Source organism: Desulfomonilaceae bacterium, from assembly GCA_041662605.1.
Classification (GTDB): domain Bacteria; phylum Desulfobacterota; class Desulfomonilia; order Desulfomonilales; family Desulfomonilaceae; genus CAJBEZ01.
On sequence record JBAZSD010000002.1, the window covers coordinates 248622 to 267159 of the forward strand.

Below are 18538 nucleotides of genomic sequence, written 5' to 3' on the forward strand. Positions count from 1 at the left end.
ATTGGTAAAGGAAAAGATTTTTGTTTCTGGGTTGCAGATGATACTATATGAAAAAATAATAGCGAAAAAGTCTCGCACTTGGTTCTAATTTCTACAGCGCCCGATCACAGAGGAAAACTACATGTCGTTCACTGAATTGGGGACCAAAAAAGAATCGGAAATGAGCCCGTATCAGAAGCGGGTACAGCAGATTGACACACCTATTTTGTGCGTGGCTGAAGCTGAAAAGATGATTAGTGAAATTGGCCTGGACCTGATAGTCGATATGGATATTCCCAAGAGACCTTCGTTCAACGTGTTTAGATCAAGGACCTTCCTGATGTGTTTCAGACGGCTAACGGTTGGGTAACAGATAGCCCATTTAACCATAACCTAATTTGTTTTGGGAAATCTGACCCCCTGGGAGAGGGGGAAGGTCAAAGATCTCCACGGCGATGCCGTGGGCTATTGTGACATCGCCCCTGCCGGGGGCTGTCGGAGACATCCGGATAACGCGCTAATGGTGTCATTCCAGAACCCGGAGGGGTCACACAAAATCCCCCATAGCAGCGCTATGGGTAAATGTCGGTATTGCTATTTGTTACAAATCGAGTTGGGTTGAACCGATCATCGTTACGCTCTCTCTGCTGGAAGCCCCGGCGCCTAATATTCATCATGAAGCCCGTCTGTATTTCACAGAGCCTTTGCTTTCGGTAACTAAAGCATATGGCTGTACCAGCGCTTCGGCAGATAATCCCAACAATTTAGAGAGATTTCTGATCATGGGTAGTGTAAGCGCACGCCTGCGATTTAAAATCTCGGAAACTCTAGCCCTCGATCCAATGCAGGGTTCGAGGTCTTTGCGCTTCAAACCGAGTTCTTCCAGGCGAATATTTATAGCGTTGATTGGATCGGGGAACTCCATAGGGTAGTTTCGACGTTCATACGCTTCAATTAGGTCCAAGAGGATTTCCAATTCATCGCGTTCAGCGGTTTGTTCAGCAGCGTTCCACAACTCTTTCGCGCGAGATATAGCGAACTTGTAGTCAGCTTCATTCCGTATAGGGGTTATAAACATGTTTTTCCCTCCTGAAAAAGTTCAGGGCAAACAGGATCAAATTGTTCTTGCGTCAATCCGATCATATTCCGCATGCGTACCAACAAAACGAATGAACAGTCTCTGTTGGGCATAGTCTATGTCCGAAATCAGTCTGTATTTATTCCCTTTTATGTTAAAGACGACCCTGTTGTCGTTCAGAAAACTTGCAGATGGATAAGTTTGTTTCACATCCGATGGCGCCACCCAGCTTGCACGGGACACAACATCGTGCCAAGTGAGCAGAGGATCTTTAACCTCGGCATGGCCGGCTTCCCAGAATTCACGGAGCGTGCTTTTCGAAAAAATTCTCACTGGTTTATTCATATCACGATCCCATGTTGGGATCAATGATGGCGCATTTGTGAAACAAATACTATCAATTTTTTACCAGCGTCCCACGGGACACCCACGGCGTCGACGTGGGCTATTATGACGCCTCCCTTACGGGGCTGTCGAGGATGTGTGGGTAATATATTTGTATTGTGAGGTATTCCAGACCCCGGAGGGGTCACACAGAATAGCCCATAGCGGCGCTATGGGTCTAGATCGATATGGCTATTTGTTACCTGAGAAAGCAGGGCGTGACGCTATGATTCTATATTGAAATTATTTGGGACCCGTTTGGTTGGTCCTCAACAAAACGGACCTCGATTCGTCTTTGAAGCGCAGACGCAATCTTCGCGGCCGTTAAAAGAAAGTCTCCCTCGTAATCCGCTTCTTCTATATCTTCGATAACTGAAGCCGCTGTACCGGCAAGACTCGCCAGTTCCTGCCGAGTAAGACCCGCTCGATTGCGCAAATCGTAAATTTCGTGGGCTATCTCGCTCTTGACAAGCTCCTCCTGATACGATGCGACCCTTTTGGGATCATCCTTAATATAGCGTCGGAAAAGACATTCAAAGGCATCCGAACCAAATTTCTCATCTTCCATGTTCTATATCTCCCATTTGAAAATGTGGGATTCAGGGATTGTGTCAAATCTCTTTCGTAATACGATAGCCTTATTAATGTCTCCCTGTGTAATTTGTTTTTCTTTTGTGAGGCCGTTAGTAAGAACTACTACACTCTTTCCATAGAAAAAGTACAAAACCCTGTAATTAACCGTTTGATGCCTCAACCTTAATTCATATATACCGTCCCTCAGATAATCAGCCTCGGGTCGTCGTAATTCATGTCCCAGATCCCTGAGTCTTTTGACCCGGGCTGTACATTTGTCCTAAACTTTACCAGGCAGGCCGTCAAGCCATTTCAAAATGGGGACCGTTCCATCATCTTCTTTGTACAATAAGACCTGGACTTCCGCCATAAGTTCTCCATTCCACGTGTTATGGGCGATTTGTAATAAAATGTCCAGCAGTGGTTTTGGAGTTTCAACCAGGAACCGATTACTCCTAACGAAATTCCGGCGACAGGACCATGAATGTTCTGGATGTTCTAATATCGAAGGACACGGGACACCCACGGCGCGCCGTGGGCTATTATGACGCCGTCCCTAAGGGGCTGTTGGAGACATCCGGACAATATGCTAGTAGTGTCCAGACCCCGGAGGGGTCACACAGAATAGCCCATAGCAGCGCTATGGGAATTTGGCGTCATAAGTTGATGGGGAGAACATTTGAAATGGCGTTGGACGTTTGATCCGGCTCTGATAGAACTCAGAACCTGGCGGATCGTGATGAATTAACCGCCGGGGTCAACTCGCTGTTGATACTCCAGCGGAGGTCTTTGGAAAAGTCTTCGTTGCCCGATGGTTAAAACCTAGGCTTTGGTTCACTTTGCTTTCTTTTTTGACTTGCCCTTGTCCTCAAGCAATTTTGCCGCATCAGCCGCAATAGCCTTAAATTGCGCATCCACTTTTTTTGCATCAGCTACTGCTGCCTTTTGCGCTATGTTGATTGCTTCAGATATCCGGTCCGACCCAGCTATTGCCCCAGTAGAACCTGCCATGAATGCAGCCATCACTATCAAAAATATCAAACTTTTCATAAGTCTCCTCCGTTCAACTTTTTAGTCCAGACAACAATAATGGCAATATTTAATTTACACTAATTAGAGGTAGGCTTGATGGCAAGTTTTTTGAACAGCTTATTTCGATTGTGGTCCGGCTTTGATTGGGTTTAGGCTAGTGTTATGAATGGCTGTGAATTATCTGATGCCTCGCTTCCTCGAATCGAAATCACAAACAAAAAAACGGAGGATCAATTCGATCCTCCGCCCTGTTTAATCGTTTAGGTTGTTGGGTTCAGAATGTGCCTTCGAGCTTGAATTCACTGCCCCAGACAGGGTCAATCGTCTTACCAGGGTTAGTGCGGAACGCGTCACCATTTAAGCTACCGCCCCAAGTCGCCCAGTTGTTGACACTTTTATCTACGCACGCATAGCTCCACCATTTGCCAGGCACCCAGTATCCAAACGTGCATCTTGCTGTAAGTCCTTCAAGTAGCTTCCAATCAAATCCTGCGTCAATTTCATACCCTAATGCTCCGTCAGGGATTGTCGGAATCCTGTTGCCACCGTTGGGAGAATAATTGTTTAACACAACCTGTCCTGCGTACGGTTGGGTACCAGTTGAAGTCGCCCCACCCAAACCTGGGGCTGTCGTCGTAGCAACCGTAAGAACCCCAGCCGTATTAGAATTTGTAGCAGGTCGCAAGCAGCCCCAAAGAAACCCACTCTGGGAAAATCTTTCGGCCCAAGCGAAGCTACCGAAAAGGTTAAGGTTTGCGGCCGCTGCGTAATCAAGTCTTGCGCCGTAGAAGGTAGCGTCCTGCACAAAACCGTTACCTGTGTCTCTTGCAAAACTAGATCCCAGACCATATCCATAGACCATCAAATAGCTATATGGTCTGAAGACTCCAGTATTAGACCAAGTATCCGATTGAAGACCGGATGTCACTTTCACCATTCTGTTGGCACCGTTGAGTGTGGATCCCCGATAATCATCACCGGTAAACCATGCGCCGATCAATGAAACTTTCGCTGGGCCGCAGAGAGTTCCAAGTTCAACGGCTCCAGAATCGTGCACAGTGTAAGCAGGTGGAGCGGTTGGGATTGAATTTGCAGAGTAATTTCTTTGGTCGGTAATCCTGTCGAAAGAGTATTCGGCGTTGAGGAAAAATCTCCCGTTATTGTACTTGAAATAGGCGCCACCATACTGTTCGCCAAAGTCTGTAGAAAACTGATTTGCAGCCCATCGAGTAGCTGGAGCCGCAATAACTCCTTCTTTGCCCCTATGCCTAAATACCCAGTTCAGGATAAAACCTGCTGAAACTGGACCGGCATTATAAGTGACGTTAGGAATGGTTAAATCAAAAACTCGCGTGTTGTTTTTGTCAGGGCGCTCGTTGTACCAGGCGGATGCTGTACTATAGTCATCCGATCCATAACCTCTCCGAGATGGGTAGAATGACAACTGAATCCTGAGAGGGCCATAAGGTACTGAAAGAGCCAATGAGTCTGAATGCCTGTTATCCTCACCGTTATAAGCTAGGCCCATACCCCAACTAGAGGGTCTCTTTCCTACCGTAATTTCGCCCCACGGTAGTTGAGCGGACAACCAAAGGGTTCTCCAGTAACCAGGAGAAAAAGATCTTTGTACACCAGCGGCATCCTGATTTAGCATTCCTGATGAAACCATCAAGCCCTGAGATGTGCTGTAGTTTGGAGAATTCCATGATCCAACGAAATAGTTTCCCCTGATACGGACCGCCTTATTCATCCTAATCTGCATGTTTGTGGACATGTAAATAATGTTCCATGATGCGTCCGACCCGGAAACAATGGATTCTCCGCCGGCTAGCGAAGTTCCCTGTCCGCCGTATACAGCCGCATATGGAAGCGGTTGGCCAGTCCCCACTGTCGTGAAAGAAGTGCTTCCCGTACCAGCCACCTTGTGGAATCCCCCGAGATAAAAATTATAAGGCGCAAAACCGCCTGGTCCAAAACCGCTGTTCGTTTCATCATTAGCTTGGTCGTACTGACCGAAAAAGCCGCTGCTACCAAGTTGGCCCCTCATTTCAAGCTGCCAAGTGTAGGTCCCGTCCATCGAGAACTCCCATGCGCTTGCAGGACCGGCCAGCAAGACGATGGAAAGCCCAAGAATGAGGGCGAGGATTAATGATTTACGATAATTCATAACCTTCCTCCTTATCAAATCACAAAGGGGACGGAGACATATCCGTCCAAATTTAACATCCACACATCATCATCGACCTTGGGCCACAACTGCCAACCAGCGATTGAGCCTGAAGATCAACAAAGACAATTTTCCCAAACAGAATTGATTTGATTAAAAATCTATTTGAAACCTAATGGAGTGTCAATATAAAAAAAGCCTGATAAAATAATAACTAATACAATTTTGTAACATTTCGCAACACCCGTTAAGTTTAGCTTACATTTGTGTCAGGTGTGTTATTTTTGGGTTAGAGAGGTGTTTAAGTGGGCGCGCTCCAGGAGTAGTTCCTCGGAAAGGGAAGGTTCTTTCGGCAGACAACCTAGGGCTTCACCCACCGGATCCGAGGACGGTGGAACGAGATAGATCAGCCCATCATATTCGAAAACACGGGTTTCCTGACCAGGTTTGATATGATGCTTTTTCCGTAGACGAGCCGGAATGACGATTTGTCCTTTGGCCAGCACCTTTACACTTTCCACGTTCTTCTTCACCTTTTTAAGGTTAAACGCTTTCTACTATCGTAATACCTACCTATTTACTGTCAAGCAAGTTTCCGGCATGTTCCACAGAAGACATTAATCACGCAATCTTTCAGGGCTTAGATCATCTTGACACACCCTGCGGAATTGCGTTAGATTCGATGACGCACAAACGGAGGGATGGCCGAGTGGTTTAAGGCGGCGGTCTTGAAAACCGTTGATCCAAAAGATCCGGGGGTTCGAATCCCTCTCCCTCCGCCATTACCTTAATCTGCGCTAGCCGACTCCTTAGACTCGTATTCCCTGTAAAATCTTACAAAATAATCCACACCGGACCACAGGGTAAGCGCAAGAGCCACATACAGCAGGACAGTCCCAATCTGGTTGAAATTTATATCCACTATGAAATGATAATTGTAATGAATCATCAAGGGGATAATAGCGGCGAACTGGAGGAACGCCTTCCATTTTCCGATACGGCTGGGCTTCAAAGTAGAATCCCATGATTTGGTGGTCGCCCGTAAGGCGCTTACAGCAACCTCCCGGCTGATGATCAGCATCACTATCCATGCGTCAACCCTGTCCAGGTTTATCAACATTATCAAGGCGGATGTCACAAGAACCTTGTCAGCTATCGGATCCAGAAAACGGCCGAATGACGATTCAACCTTCAACCTGCGAGCGATAAAGCCATCAAAGAAATCCGTGAGTGACGCAATAAAGAAAAGAAGCGCAGCCAATGCGGATGGGAATCGGCCGGGGAAAAAGAGCAGAGCGACTATTGGAGGGACCAGCAACAGGCGGCCCAGGGTAAGAAAGTTCGGTAAATGCCTTTTCATTATTTTTTGCTTGAACTCCGAGAAGACACGGCGGTTCTCATGGTTTCCCAGGGATAGATAGCTGTGGCCATACGCTCGACTGGAAGGAACACTTCAAAGGTAGAGCCTTTACCGGGCTCAGATGATACCCGAACGGCTCCTCGATGCTCCTCCAGCAACAAATGCGCCTTGGTCAATCCCATGCCGGCGCCGGACGTTTTTGATGTAAAAAACGGGTTAAATATATCTGAAATGTCCTCTCTGTGTATGCCCACACCATTATCAATAAAAGAGACAAGAATACCGGACCTGAGATTCTTGATCGCTATACGCAGTCGCCCCCCATTGGGCATAGCTTCAAAGGCGTTTCGGATAAGATTGAAAAACACTTCTTCAATTGCGGTTACGTCAACATTAATTTCTGGAAGATTTTTCTCAGCTTCGATACTGAAGCTGATCTTTTTTGCGAAAGTCTCGGGTATCAATTGAATAGCCTTGTCCCTCGCCCGTTCCACGAGGGGGATCACGTCCGTCTTCACAAAATCGAAGTGGTATAATTTGGAGAAACGGACATATTCTTCAATATCCTTGACCATTTTTTCAAGGCGGACCACGTCACGAAGCATGATGTCCGTATATTTCCATACGGTGGAATCCTCTTCAGACATGTTATTTAATCTCTGGGTGAACCCGCCCAACGAAGTGAGGCAGTTTCTAACTTCATGGGCCACACCCTCTACAACTTTACCAAGCGAGGCCAGTTTTTCAGACTGCTTGAGACGTCTCTCAACCTCGTACACACGGGTTAATTCAGTAATGACAATAACTATCCCCCGCGGCCGATTGTTTTCCGTTATGATTGAGGTCGAAAGATAACCCGGAAATGTTGAGTTGTCCTTTTTTCTGAAATGGAATTCGCCTTCAACCTTTCCATCTCGCAGGGTGTCTTTCACAAGATCACGCTGTAGCAGGTCTCTGGCCTCCCCGCGAATGAGAAAATGAATATCTTTGTCCTTCAGTTCCTCAAATCTGTATCCCCAAAGGTTGGACGCCGCCCGATTGATCGACTGGATCTTTCCACCCAGATCGGTAGTGATTAGCCCTTCATTAATAAGCGTAGTAAGATGGGCGAGAAATCTTTCGCTTCTACGGATTTCTTTCTTGAGGCGTACATTCTCCTCACCAAAACGACGATTCTCAAGAAGTTTTTCCGCCAGGGCCACAACATCCTCGGCTGCGAAAGGTTTGGTGAGATAGTCATCCGCCCCAAGCTTCATGGCTTTCACACCTATCTGGGGATTCTCGGCGGAGGACATTACAATTACTGTCATACGAGGTAGCTTTTCCTTAGCGAATCTGAGAGTCTCCAACCCATCTATCCTGGGCATGTGAACATCTATGAGGGCAATGTCCGGTTGCTCCTTTACAAGTAGGTCTTTTCCCTCTGAGCCGTCGAACGCCTGAAAAACCTCAAAACCATGTTCTTCAAAGACATCCCGGAGCATGTTGTTCAAAATCGTTGAGTCTTCAGCGATCAATATTTTAGGATTTTCTAGCCCTGAAGCCATATATGGAAACCTGACTCAATTATTGAGAAATCTTTTCCGGCATTCATCCGAGCAAAAATAAAAGGTCTGGCCTTTAGCCCGCAAGGTTTTGGCGTCGCGAGCCAGGACGTAAGTTCCGCAAATTGGGTCTTTTACCATTTCGTTAACATCTGTCGAACTTGATTTCCTGTCAATCCCGCTGGGACTCGAGCCGGCGCCTAACGCTTTAAAAGCCCACGTTAGCAGTCTATAGGCTACATAAATCCATATCGCGGTTATAATTATTCTAAGCAACCTGTTCCGCCTTCTGCCGATCGACGCCTTTGAATAGACGCACCCCACTGACCTGATTGTCCTCGAGCCCTGCCAGAATCTCGCGTAAAGACATATTTAGCGCCGGATGCGTAAAGTCAGGGGCGATTTCCACCAGGGGGACCAACACAAAAGCCCTGGACGCCATTCGGGGATGGGGCACTTCCAATTCCTTGCTGGAAAAACATCTTGAACCGAACAACAGAAGATCAAGGTCAATCGTCCTCGACCTGTCGCTACTGTGGGAACGACTCTTTCCAAGGGACCTTTCAATCTTCCTGAGATCGTAAATTAATTGCTCGGGGCTATGGTAGGTCTGAACCTCAACCACAGCGTTGACGAATTCTCCTCCACCGTCTACCAAGCCTACAGGAGCAGTCTCGTAAAGGCTGGATATATTCGTGATACATACGCCTTCCAAAGTTTCGATCTTTTTCAATGCGCTATAGAAGGTCTCCTCCGGGTTCCCAAGATTCCCGCCGAAACCTACATATGCGATTGATCGCATTGATCCCAGCTTTCGACCCTGTTTGTCAGGGAACCTATACCTTCAATCCTCACCTCAACGGTATCGCCATTAGCCATTGGACCTATACCGGAAGTGGTTCCGGTGGCGATGACATCCCCCGGGTAAAGTGTCATTACGCTCGTTATGAATTCAACCAGTTTATTTGGATTGAAGATAAGGTTTGATGTTCTCGATGACTGCTTAATCACCCCATTTAGCAGGAGATCGATCTTGAGATCCGAGGGATCGATATCCGTGTCGATCCAGGGCCCGATCGGACAGAAAGTGTCAAAACCCTTTGCCCGGGTCCACTGGCCGTCTTTGCTCTGCAAATCTCGGGCAGTCACATCATTGAGGCACGTGTAACCGAGTATGACGGCGCCGGCGTCTTTCTCCGGGACTCGTTTGGCCTCCTTGCCAATCACTATCGCTAGTTCAGCTTCGTAATCCACACGAGCGCTCTGAGGTGGCATTATTACCGTGTCGCCCGGTCCAATTACGCTCGAAGATGGTTTGAGAAAAAGGAGGGGTTCTTCGGGCAGTTTCATGTTCAGTTCTTCAGCGTGGTCACGATAGTTCAACCCCACAGCCACAATCTTTGAAGGGGAACATGGGGCCAGCAATCTCACGTTGCTCAGGCGCTCTTCTCTCAGGGCAGGATTGGCGCCTCCAGGTAGGATCACATCTCCTTCAATTACTCCGGAAAAGATCCCATGCTCTGTCTGGAATCGTACCAATTTCATTTTGTTTCCTTTAGACCGAGGACATCTCCCATGTCGTACAGCCGACCGGCCGGTTTATCCGCGAGCCACAGGGCAGCCTGGACGGCGCCCTTAGCGAGAGCGTCCCGACTGTGGGCTCTATGGGTCAATTCAATCCGTTCACCATTAGTGCAAAACATAACGGTGTGTTCTCCGACTATATCCCCGGCCCTGATCGACATTATACCTATCTCTTTGGGTTTTCTGGCGCCTACCATACCGTAACGGCCATAAATGCCCACTTCGTCAAGGTCCCTGTCCAGCGCTCCTGCGATAATTTCCGCAAGCTTCGCCGCTGTTCCGCTAGGAGCGTCCTTTTTCTGATTATGATGGGATTCTATTATTTCAACGTCGTAATTATCCCCAAGGCAGGACGCTACTTTTTCAACCAGGCTAAACAGCAGGTTGACACCCAGGCTCATATTCGGCGCCATTAGACAGCGGGTCTTTAACGCGGCTTCATTGACCGCCACTTTCTGCTGATCCGAAAGGCCGGTAGTTCCTATGACGATCGCTTTTTTCTTTTTTGCAGCCTCTGCGACGTTTCTTGTGGTAGCTTCCGGCGACGAAAAATCTATAAGAACGTCACACGACGCAATCGCCGCCTTGTAGTCATCGGTAACAGCAACACCTATTGGGCCTATGCCCGCAATATCTCCGGCGTCTTTCCCAATGCTGGGAACATTGGGAGCGTCCAGCGCGGCCGTAATTTTTAGTTTGGGATGTTCATGGGACAACGTGATTATCCTTTTTCCCATCCGACCGGCGGCGCCGCTAATTGCAACCTTGATCATATCTTCTCCTGAATCATATCAAATTAAATTTGGCCAGAGTCGTTCTGATCTTCTCCAAATTCGCGGCGGAAGGCATACAGAGGGGCAGCCTGAACTCCGGTTCAATTTTGCCCATTAGCGATAAAGCCGCTTTTATGGGGATTGGGTTGGTTTCAACAAACATCGTCTGGCAAAGCTCGTAGATTTCAAAATGAGTGGTCCTGGCTTTGTCAACATCGCCGGCCAGCATGCTCTTTACCATGTCGGACATTCTGTCCGGGATAATGTTCGTCGCCACCGATATTACACCTTTTCCGCCCAGAGCCATCAAAGGAAAAGTCATCTGGTCGTCACCAGACAGCACATCAAAATCCGACCCGCAAAGTCTTATGACTTCACTCATTTGCAGGATTGACCCGGAGGCTTCTTTAACACCTACGATGTTTGGAATCCTGGATAGTTTCTCCATAGTGGAGTTTTCTATGTTTACGCCGGTACGACCCTGAATATTATATAGAACCAATGGTATATCAACTGCTTCGGCTATTGCCTTAAAGTGATTATAGAGTCCTTCCTGAGTGGGCTTGTTATAATATGGGGAAACGAGCAGAGCAGCGTCCACACCGACCTGTTTGGCGTGACGCGTGAGACTTATGGCTTCAGCCGTGCTGTTTGATCCTGTGCCTGCAATAACTTTTACCTGTCCCGAGACTTCTTTGACAGTCATTTCTACAACACGATTGTGCTCTTCATGAGTCAGTGTAGGTGATTCACCCGTAGTTCCGCATGGGACGAAACCATTAACTCCACCGTCCATTCCAAATCGGATCAGGTTTTTGAACGCTTTTTCATCGACCTGTCCGTTTTTAAACGGTGTAACAATTGCTGTGAACGCTCCAGAAAACATTATTAGCTCCTTTGTTTTCCCTCAAGAATGTGACCCGGGATCCTTTCTCCTTTGATCAGATCTTCATAGGTCTCTCTCCGCCTTATCAGGTAATAGTCCGAACCATCAACCAGGACTTCGGCGCAGCGTGGCCTGGAGTTATAGTTAGATGACATTGAAAATCCGTAGGCCCCCGCGCTCATCACAGCAAGGAGTTCTCCCACCACTGGTTCTTCAATCTCCCGGCTTCGAGCCAGAAAGTCCCCGGATTCGCAAATAGGACCGACTATGTCGGCGACCATAGTCGGAGCGCCGGATTTTTTAACCTTGGCTATCGAGTGATAGGCCTTGTACAGGCTGGGTCGGATCAGATCATTCATTGCAGCGTCTACAATGACAAAATTCTTGTCTGACCCACGTTTGTTGTACAACACCCTGGTAATCATGATACCCGCGTTTCCTACCAGAACTCTACCCGGCTCCATAATGAGAGTAATATTCATGTCTGAAACCAGGTCAAGAACCGCTGCCCCATATTCACCCGGAGCGGGAGGGGTTTCCTGGTCGTACGGGATACCGAGCCCGCCTCCAATGTCTAAGTACTTGATGTCAATTCCATCAGCCCTTAAGTTCCCTAAAAGTGTTCTGAGTATTGAAACAGCCTCCAGGAACGGAGCTAACTCAGTTAACTGGCTGCCGATGTGACAGTCAACTCCTATAGGTTCTATAGCGCTGTATTGTTTTGCCTGGCGATAAATCTCTCTGGCCTGTTCAATCTGGACACCGAATTTGTTGGATTTCAAACCTGTAGATATATAAGGGTGAGTCAATGGATCTACATCAGGATTGACACGAAGAGCTACCCTGGCCTTCTGGCCCATGGCTGCGGCTCTTTCATTCAAAAGACCGAGTTCCTCTTCAGATTCAACGTTAAACATCAATATATCAGCATGAAGCGCTTCATCTATCTCATACGCCTTTTTGCCAACACCCGAGTAAACAATCCTGGAAGGAGAAACACCAGCTCTCAGCGCCCTGAAAAGCTCGCCGCCCGATACAATATCAACTCCGCCGCCCAAATTCCCGAAGATCTTCAGGATCGCCAGATTGGAGCACGCTTTCATTGAAAAACAGATCACATGAGGCGCATCTAGAAAGGGGGCCTCGAAAGTCCTGAAATGCCTTTCCAGTGTCCTGCGGCTGTAGATAAAAAGAGGGGTTCCGAATTCCTCGACTATGAGCCTCACCGGGGCCTGTTCGCAAAAAAGTTCGTTGTTCTGGTAACTGAAATGATGCATTCGATTTCCCGTAAATCAGTAGTTATATCTCAGAGCTTCTGACGCCGTTCGCGCTGATTCTTCATCAGGCTTTCCATTGGGAAAGGCGGTAACAGCGTATCGGTAAGTTCTCCCCTTGGTAACCCGGTTATCTAGCAACCAGGCGGCTTTCACAGGTTCAGGGTTCACTTTCTGAAATACGCCGCCGCCCTCGGAACGATAAACGTTGTAGCGGGTTTCCTCGTTTTCTATCTTAACCGGGTTCCAGTACACCCTAATTCCCTGACGGCTCATCGCTACATTCACATCTTCGGGGGCTCCCCAGTAGACGCCTGGCGCAGTAGCTTCCACGACATTTGAGGGGTTGGATTCGACCAGCGTTCCTTTGTTCGATTTCACAGACCGGATAGCGTAATAATACTTTGTGTTTTTTTCCAGGTCTTTGTCCACGAACCATGGTTCTCGGTAAGGAGCTGTTCCGATTGCTTTCATCTGCTTTATGTTGTTGACGGTTCCTCTAAAAACTTCGTAACGGTCTATTTTTTCATCGCTCGGCGCTGACCACTGCAGCCTGATGTGGCCTTCATCAGGCTGAGCCGTGAGACTTGTCGGAGCGGTCGGTGGAGCTTCATAATAAACATCCACAGGGTTTCCAATTCGACCTTCCCGGCCGCGCATGTTATACGCGGCTACGGCGTAAGTATAAATCTTACCCAGAGAAACATCATTGTCTCTAAAGATCACCTCATTGTCTTTTATTTCCGCGTTGGAAGGTGTTTGAAAATCTATGTTGGTTAACAACTCGCGCTTATCCTGACAATCTACGCAGTCTTCATCGACGCCTCGCGATCCCCGGTATACCTTGAATCCAGACAAATCCGTCAACTTGGAACCGTCTGAATTCAAACCAGGAACAGTCCATTTCAGTTTTATCCCATTTGGGTCCGCTTTGACGTCGATAGTCTTGATTTCCGCAGGGATTCTGGTCGCTGTTGGTCTAGGGTTAGTCTTATAGCCACAAGACCAGAGCGAGCCCACGAAAATGAGAAAAATCAACGGTAAAGCAAACTTCTTCAATCGGAGTTGATTTTTCCCTTTTTGCCATCGGCTTGAGAATCGCGCCCGGCTTGCCGCAGGAATTCCATGCCTTCTTCCAACTGGCGCGTCACGCTCTGTTTTCCGGTAGCGCCCTCCTGACATCTTGATTCGACCATTTCTTCCGGCGTTGGAGGAATAAAGCCGGGTTCGGATGTTTTTCCACGGATAATAGCGCCGACGTGAGCGTGCGCCTCGCGAAACGGCATTCCCTGACGGGCAAGAGAGTCTGCCACGTCGGTCGCTGCAAGGTACGGAGCCGACGCCGCTTCCAACATGACGTCACCCCTGAATCTGATCCCTTTTATCACGCCGGTCATGACCTTAAGGCTGTTGATCGTCGTGTCGATGGCGTCAAAGACGGGTTCTTTGTCTTCCTGGAGATCCTTGTTGTAAGTCAGTGGCAATCCCTTAAGGATGGTAAGAAGCGCAACCATATCTCCATAAACTCGGCCTGTTTTTCCTCTCACCAATTCACACGCGTCGGGATTTTTTTTCTGAGGCATGATGCTTGAACCGGAGCAAAAAGCATCGGGAAGTTCCACAAAAGCGAATTCGGACGATGACCACATGATAAGCTCTTCGGAAAAACGGGACAGATGCGCCATCACCAGACAACAATTGAAGACGAACTCGGCTGCGAAATCCCTATCCGAAACCGCATCCATAGAGTTTCGGCTCAATTTGGAAAACTTCAGGTATTCGGCCGTCATCCTGCGGTTGATAGCAAAGGTGGTCCCAGCGAGAGCGGCCGACCCGAGAGGCATTTCATCGATTCTTTGGTCAGTGTCGGTAAACCGCTCCCAGTCCCTACGGAACATTTGAAAATAGGCCATTAAATGATGAGACACCCTTACAGGCTGAGCCCTTTGCAAATGAGTATAGCCTGGAAAAATCAGGTCAAGATTCTCTTCCGCCTTTTCCATCAAACCCTTGTTAATATCGAGAAGGGATTCCTTTATCAAAGTCGACTGATTTCTCAGAAATAAACGAAGATCCAGCGCTATCTGATCGTTTCTGCTACGAGCCGTATGAAGCTTCCCGGCTACATCACCGATTTTAGCTTTCAGCGCTTCTTCGATGTTTATATGAACGTCTTCCAGATCCTCCTGAAATTCGAACCGGCCATTCTCAAAATCATCCAGGACATCATTGAGCCCCTCTTCAATACGTTTCGCTTCATCCAGCGGGATTATGCCCTGAGCGCCCAGCATACGCACGTGGGCGACGCTGCCCTGTACATCCTCTCTGAATAGACGTCGATCAAACGAGATTGAAGCGTTGAATTTCGCAAAAAGCGGATTCATGCCTTCTTTGAATCGGCCCTTTCTAATGCCGGAAGAGCCGTCAGTTTTACCCGGAATATTCATACTGTTTTTCGAGCCCATTTTTAAGTCGCTATAGATTCCAGCCTATTTCCTTTTCCTGGCCATAAGGGATCCGATTCTTAATCTCAAGGCGTTAAGGCGGATGAACCCCTCAGCGTCGGATTGCGAATAGACCTGATCCTGCTCAAAGGTCGCAAACCTCTCATCGTACAGAGAGTTGTCCGATCTTCTGCCTGTAACCGTAACACTACCCTTGTAAATTCGCAGTCTTACATCTCCGGATACTACGGAAGACGCCATATCTATCGCGGACTGAAGAATTTTTCTCTCCGGCGAAAACCAGTAACCGTTATATACAAGCCCTGCATAGCGAGGTATCCATTCATCCTTGAGTTTTAGGACCTCCCGATCCATCGTTATGGATTCCAGGGCCCGTCTGGCGGAGTGGATGACCGTACCGCCCGGAGTCTCATAAACGCCTCGGCTTTTCATACCCACGTACCTGTTTTCTACCATGTCCACACGACCCACGCCGTGAGTTCCCGCCAGCTTGTTCAAATGATCCAGCAACACAGCGGGAGTCATCGTTACCCCATTTACAGCGACCGGATCACCTTGCTCAAAAGTCAGGACGATCTCCTCCGCCTTGTCAGGGGCATTCCTCGGATCGACCGTAAGCACAAACATGTCTGAAGGGGGTTCAGCCCATGGATCTTCCAGTATTCCTCCTTCAAAGCTCAGATGAAGCAGATTTCTATCCATACTGTAAGGCTTTTCAACGGTGGATGTTACTGGAATCCTATATTTTTTCGCGTAATCGATAAGTTCCGATCTGGACTTGAACGACCATGTTCGCCATGGAGCAATAACTTTAATCTCCGGGTTGATTGAATAGTATGTCAGTTCAAACCGAACCTGGTCGTTACCCTTCCCGGTAGCGCCATGGCTAACGGCGTCGGCGTTTTCCTTTGCGACTATTTCCATTTGCGCCTGGGCGATACATGGCCTGGCTATTGATGTCCCAAGAAGATATGTCCCTTCATAAACCGCGTTCGCCCGAAACATTGGGAAAACGAAATACTTTACAAAATCTTCCTTGAGATCAATCACGTATATGGACTCAGCCCCAGACGCTTCGGCCTTGTCATCCAGAGTGTCCAGTTCTTCACCCTGCCCAAGATCGGCCGCAAAGGCTACAACGGGGCACTCATAGGTTTCGACCAGCCACCTCAGGATTACTGAAGTGTCCAACCCTCCGGAATAGGCCAGAACTATTTTTTTTATGTCCTTCTGTTTCAATGTTCCTCCAACTGTTGTCAGCAAGCCACTGTAGTGGCCTATACTCATTTCAATTGCTAAGCAAGTCCTCTAGTAGAGCCTTCTGAACATGGAGCCTGTTTTCAGCCTGATTCCATATTAAAGAGCGATCCGACTCCATGATGTCTTCCGAAATCTCTTCCCCACGGTGCGCCGGCAAACAATGCAGCACATAAACAGGATCGCCGGCGTGCTTAAGTATGCCGCTGTTCACCTGATATCCCTGAAAGACCTCTTGACGGATCACGGTCTCTTTTTCCTGTCCCATGGAAGCCCAGACATCAGTTGATATCGCATTGGCTCCTTTAACCGCTTCCAATGGATTACGGGTCAGTTTCACATTCTTGCAGTCAACTTTTACAGCGGGGTCATAACCTTCAGGACAAGCCAAAACAAATTGGAATCCGAGTTTCTGGGCTGCATATATCCATGAATTCGCGACGTTGTTTCCATCACCGATCCATGCGGCCTTCATTTTTAAAATATCCAGTCCAGCCTCCTGAAGGGTCAATAGATCACCGAGGATCTGGCAGGGGTGGGACTTGTCGGTCAGGGCGTTTATTACCGGAATGGTGGACCATTTCGCGAATTCCTCGACTATTTCCTGGCCGAAGGTTCGTATTACAATTGCGTCGAGGTATCTTGAGAGGACTCGGGCCGTGTCCCTGATCGGTTCACCCCGACCAAGCTGGATGTCACGCGAATTCAGAAAGATGGGGTGTCCGCCCAACTGATACACACCCACATCAAAAGATACTCTGGTTCTTGTGGAGGGCTTGTCAAAAAGCAGTCCAACACTCTTGCCCTCCAATGGTAAATCGGGGCCTTTGCCGGGTTCGCCTCTTTTCATGGCTTGGGCGCGGTGGATCCATCCAAGAATCTGTTCCTTGGAGCAATCGGCAAGACTCAGGAAATGTCGAGCTTTTTTCATGGCGCTAATCCGTGATTCTAGATAAGGACGCTTCCAGAATGATTATCATTTCATCGATTTCTTCGCCGGAAACAATCAACGGCGGGAGGAATCGAAGAACCGTATCGGATGTGCAATTAACCAGGAGCCCATTTTCTCTCATTATTGTAACGAGGTCGGCTCCGGCTATTTTCAGATCCATCGCCTGCATCAATCCCATGCCTCGAACTTCTTTGACTACTTTATGTTTGGCGGCTACGTCTTCCAGTCGGGATCTCAAATATCCACCCATTATCCGGACACGATCCAGAAAGCCGGGTGATAGAATCTCCCTGACTACCGCCACTCCCGCGGCCGATGACAACGGGTTACCACCAAACGTGGTAGCGTGGTTCCCCGGCTTGAAAGTTTCCGCTATCCTGTCGGTAGCAAGCAGCGCCCCTATGGGAACCCCTCCCGCCAGTCCTTTCGCCAAGGTCATTATGTCAGGAGCGACGCCGAAGTTTTCGTAAGCGAACAACTTGCCGGTCCGGCCCATGCCGGTCTGGACTTCGTCGAAGACCAGTAATACGCCCCTATTGTCGCAAAGTTCGCGGACTTTCCGGAGAAAATCCGGAGGGGGAATCCGCACTCCCCCTTCACCCTGAATCGGTTCGATCATCACGGCTGCGGTGTTGTCCGAAACAGCCGCTTCCAGCGCCTCGAAATCCCCGAATGGGACATGGGAGAATCCGGGTGTATGGGGTTCGAATCCCTGGCGATACTTCGTCTGCCCTGTAGCGGCGAGTGTCGCCAGTGTCCTTCCATGGAAGGAGTTCTCCATCGTGATTATATGGAATCGGTCCTTGGCGCCGCTGTCGTTGAAAAACTTTCGCGAGAGCTTTATAGCCCCCTCGTTCGCCTCGGCGCCCGAGTTGCAAAAGAAAGCCTTGTCAGCGAATGAATTCTCAGTGAGTAGCCGCGCTAGCTCGATTTGAGGCTGTATATGGAAAATGTTGGAGACGTGAATAAGTCTGGCGGCCTGCCTGGAAATAGCGTCCACAAGGACAGGGTGCGCGTGGCCAAGAGGACACGCCGCAATACCTTGCACAAAATCGAGATATTCTTTCCCTTCGCTGTCCTTGACCCTGACTCCTTTGCCTTCTACCAACATAATTGGCGTCCGGCCATAAGTGTTGAAAACATATTCATTGTTGGCGGAAATAAAGTCTGATGATTCCTTTGCCATTTTACGTCTCTCTTAGGCGACGAGTTTCACAACTCGTCTGGTGA

The 18538-nt window shown here is 48.5% G+C and carries 21 protein-coding genes and 1 tRNA gene; 3 read left to right on the plus strand and 19 right to left on the minus strand.

Translation table 11 applies throughout. The features are described 5' to 3' along the window. The first annotated feature begins 121 nt into the window (after positions 1–121). Entirely contained in the window at positions 122–349 is a 228-nt protein-coding gene (locus WC647_02505; protein ID MFA6221166.1) for a hypothetical protein, read from the plus strand. A 303-nt stretch (positions 350–652) separates the two neighbouring features. Here the strand turns inward: WC647_02505 and WC647_02510 are convergent, their stop codons facing one another. From WC647_02510 to WC647_02520, 3 genes are all read right to left on the minus strand, one after another. Further along, positions 653–1057 carry a transcriptional regulator gene (locus WC647_02510; GenBank protein MFA6221167.1) on the minus strand — a complete coding sequence of 135 codons (405 nt, stop codon included), beginning with the start codon at positions 1055–1057 and terminating at the stop codon, positions 653–655. Between the two features lie 36 nt (positions 1058–1093). Next, positions 1094–1402 (minus strand): type II toxin-antitoxin system HigB family toxin, encoded by a 309-nt coding sequence (locus WC647_02515; GenBank protein ID MFA6221168.1) that lies wholly within the window; start codon positions 1400–1402, stop codon positions 1094–1096. A 271-nt stretch (positions 1403–1673) separates the two neighbouring features. Then, a complete protein-coding gene (locus WC647_02520) occupies positions 1674–2009 on the minus strand; it encodes a helix-turn-helix transcriptional regulator (protein MFA6221169.1) in 336 nt (111 codons plus the stop codon). Between the two features lie 485 nt (positions 2010–2494). Between WC647_02520 and WC647_02525 the strand changes: the two genes are divergently transcribed. Next, the gene (locus WC647_02525; protein ID MFA6221170.1) at positions 2495–2716 is read left to right on the plus strand and encodes a hypothetical protein; all 222 of its coding nucleotides are present in this window, start codon (positions 2495–2497) and stop codon (positions 2714–2716) included. A gap of 132 nt (positions 2717–2848) precedes the next feature. On the opposite strand, the gene WC647_02530 is transcribed toward WC647_02525, so the two are convergent. The 3 genes from WC647_02530 to WC647_02540 all read right to left on the minus strand — a co-directional run bounded on the left by WC647_02530 (position 2849) and on the right by WC647_02540 (position 5734). Beyond that, positions 2849–3064: a hypothetical protein gene (locus WC647_02530; protein ID MFA6221171.1), complete on the minus strand. Its 216-nt coding sequence runs from the start codon at positions 3062–3064 to the stop codon at positions 2849–2851. 256 nt (positions 3065–3320) lie between these two features. Continuing rightward, positions 3321–5213 (minus strand): hypothetical protein, encoded by a 1893-nt coding sequence (locus tag WC647_02535; GenBank protein ID MFA6221172.1) that lies wholly within the window; start codon positions 5211–5213, stop codon positions 3321–3323. Positions 5214–5491: 278 nt separating this feature from the next. Further along, positions 5492–5734 carry an AbrB/MazE/SpoVT family DNA-binding domain-containing protein gene (locus tag WC647_02540; protein ID MFA6221173.1) on the minus strand — a complete coding sequence of 81 codons (243 nt, stop codon included), beginning with the start codon at positions 5732–5734 and terminating at the stop codon, positions 5492–5494. Positions 5735–5908: 174 nt separating this feature from the next. Here WC647_02540 and WC647_02545 point away from each other — a divergent pair. After that, positions 5909–5995 (plus strand) — tRNA-Ser (locus tag WC647_02545). A 5-nt stretch (positions 5996–6000) separates the two neighbouring features. On the opposite strand, the gene pgsA is transcribed toward WC647_02545, so the two are convergent. Genes pgsA through WC647_02610 form a run of 13 tightly spaced genes read right to left on the minus strand, consistent with a single transcriptional unit; the run spans position 6001 to position 18494 of the window. After that, positions 6001–6573, minus strand: coding sequence for a CDP-diacylglycerol--glycerol-3-phosphate 3-phosphatidyltransferase (pgsA, locus tag WC647_02550; GenBank protein MFA6221174.1), 573 nt, complete (start codon positions 6571–6573; stop codon positions 6001–6003). Continuing rightward, positions 6573–8120, minus strand: a complete 1548-nt coding sequence (locus WC647_02555; GenBank protein ID MFA6221175.1) for a response regulator — start codon at positions 8118–8120, stop codon at positions 6573–6575. The genes pgsA and WC647_02555 overlap by 1 nt, the downstream gene beginning before the upstream one ends. Before the next feature lie 15 nt (positions 8121–8135). Then, positions 8136–8393, minus strand: coding sequence for a YHS domain-containing protein (locus WC647_02560; GenBank protein ID MFA6221176.1), 258 nt, complete (start codon positions 8391–8393; stop codon positions 8136–8138). Next, positions 8386–8919, minus strand: a complete 534-nt coding sequence (gene folK, locus WC647_02565) for a 2-amino-4-hydroxy-6-hydroxymethyldihydropteridine diphosphokinase (GenBank protein ID MFA6221177.1) — start codon at positions 8917–8919, stop codon at positions 8386–8388. Before folK ends, WC647_02560 begins: the two co-directional genes overlap by 8 nt. Next, positions 8898–9662, minus strand: a complete 765-nt coding sequence (locus WC647_02570; protein MFA6221178.1) for a fumarylacetoacetate hydrolase family protein — start codon at positions 9660–9662, stop codon at positions 8898–8900. The genes folK and WC647_02570 overlap by 22 nt, the downstream gene beginning before the upstream one ends. After that, a complete protein-coding gene (dapB, locus tag WC647_02575) occupies positions 9659–10474 on the minus strand; it encodes a 4-hydroxy-tetrahydrodipicolinate reductase (protein ID MFA6221179.1) in 816 nt (271 codons plus the stop codon). The genes WC647_02570 and dapB overlap by 4 nt, the downstream gene beginning before the upstream one ends. A gap of 13 nt (positions 10475–10487) precedes the next feature. Beyond that, the gene (dapA, locus tag WC647_02580) at positions 10488–11360 is read right to left on the minus strand and encodes a 4-hydroxy-tetrahydrodipicolinate synthase (GenBank protein MFA6221180.1); all 873 of its coding nucleotides are present in this window, start codon (positions 11358–11360) and stop codon (positions 10488–10490) included. 2 nt (positions 11361–11362) lie between these two features. Then, positions 11363–12637, minus strand: a complete 1275-nt coding sequence (gene lysA / locus WC647_02585) for a diaminopimelate decarboxylase (GenBank protein ID MFA6221181.1) — start codon at positions 12635–12637, stop codon at positions 11363–11365. 15 nt (positions 12638–12652) lie between these two features. Further along, complete coding sequence (locus WC647_02590; protein ID MFA6221182.1) at positions 12653–13693, minus strand: hypothetical protein; 1041 nt, start codon at positions 13691–13693, stop codon at positions 12653–12655. Then, on the minus strand, positions 13690–15099 hold the full coding sequence (gene argH / locus WC647_02595; GenBank protein MFA6221183.1) for an argininosuccinate lyase: 1410 nt from the start codon (positions 15097–15099) through the stop codon (positions 13690–13692). The genes WC647_02590 and argH overlap by 4 nt, the downstream gene beginning before the upstream one ends. A 24-nt stretch (positions 15100–15123) precedes the next feature. Then, positions 15124–16338, minus strand: a complete 1215-nt coding sequence (locus tag WC647_02600; protein ID MFA6221184.1) for an argininosuccinate synthase — start codon at positions 16336–16338, stop codon at positions 15124–15126. A gap of 49 nt (positions 16339–16387) precedes the next feature. Continuing rightward, a complete protein-coding gene (argF, locus tag WC647_02605) occupies positions 16388–17287 on the minus strand; it encodes an ornithine carbamoyltransferase (GenBank protein MFA6221185.1) in 900 nt (299 codons plus the stop codon). Between the two features lie 4 nt (positions 17288–17291). Further along, positions 17292–18494 (minus strand): acetylornithine transaminase, encoded by a 1203-nt coding sequence (locus WC647_02610; GenBank protein ID MFA6221186.1) that lies wholly within the window; start codon positions 18492–18494, stop codon positions 17292–17294. Positions 18495–18538 lie beyond the last annotated feature (44 nt).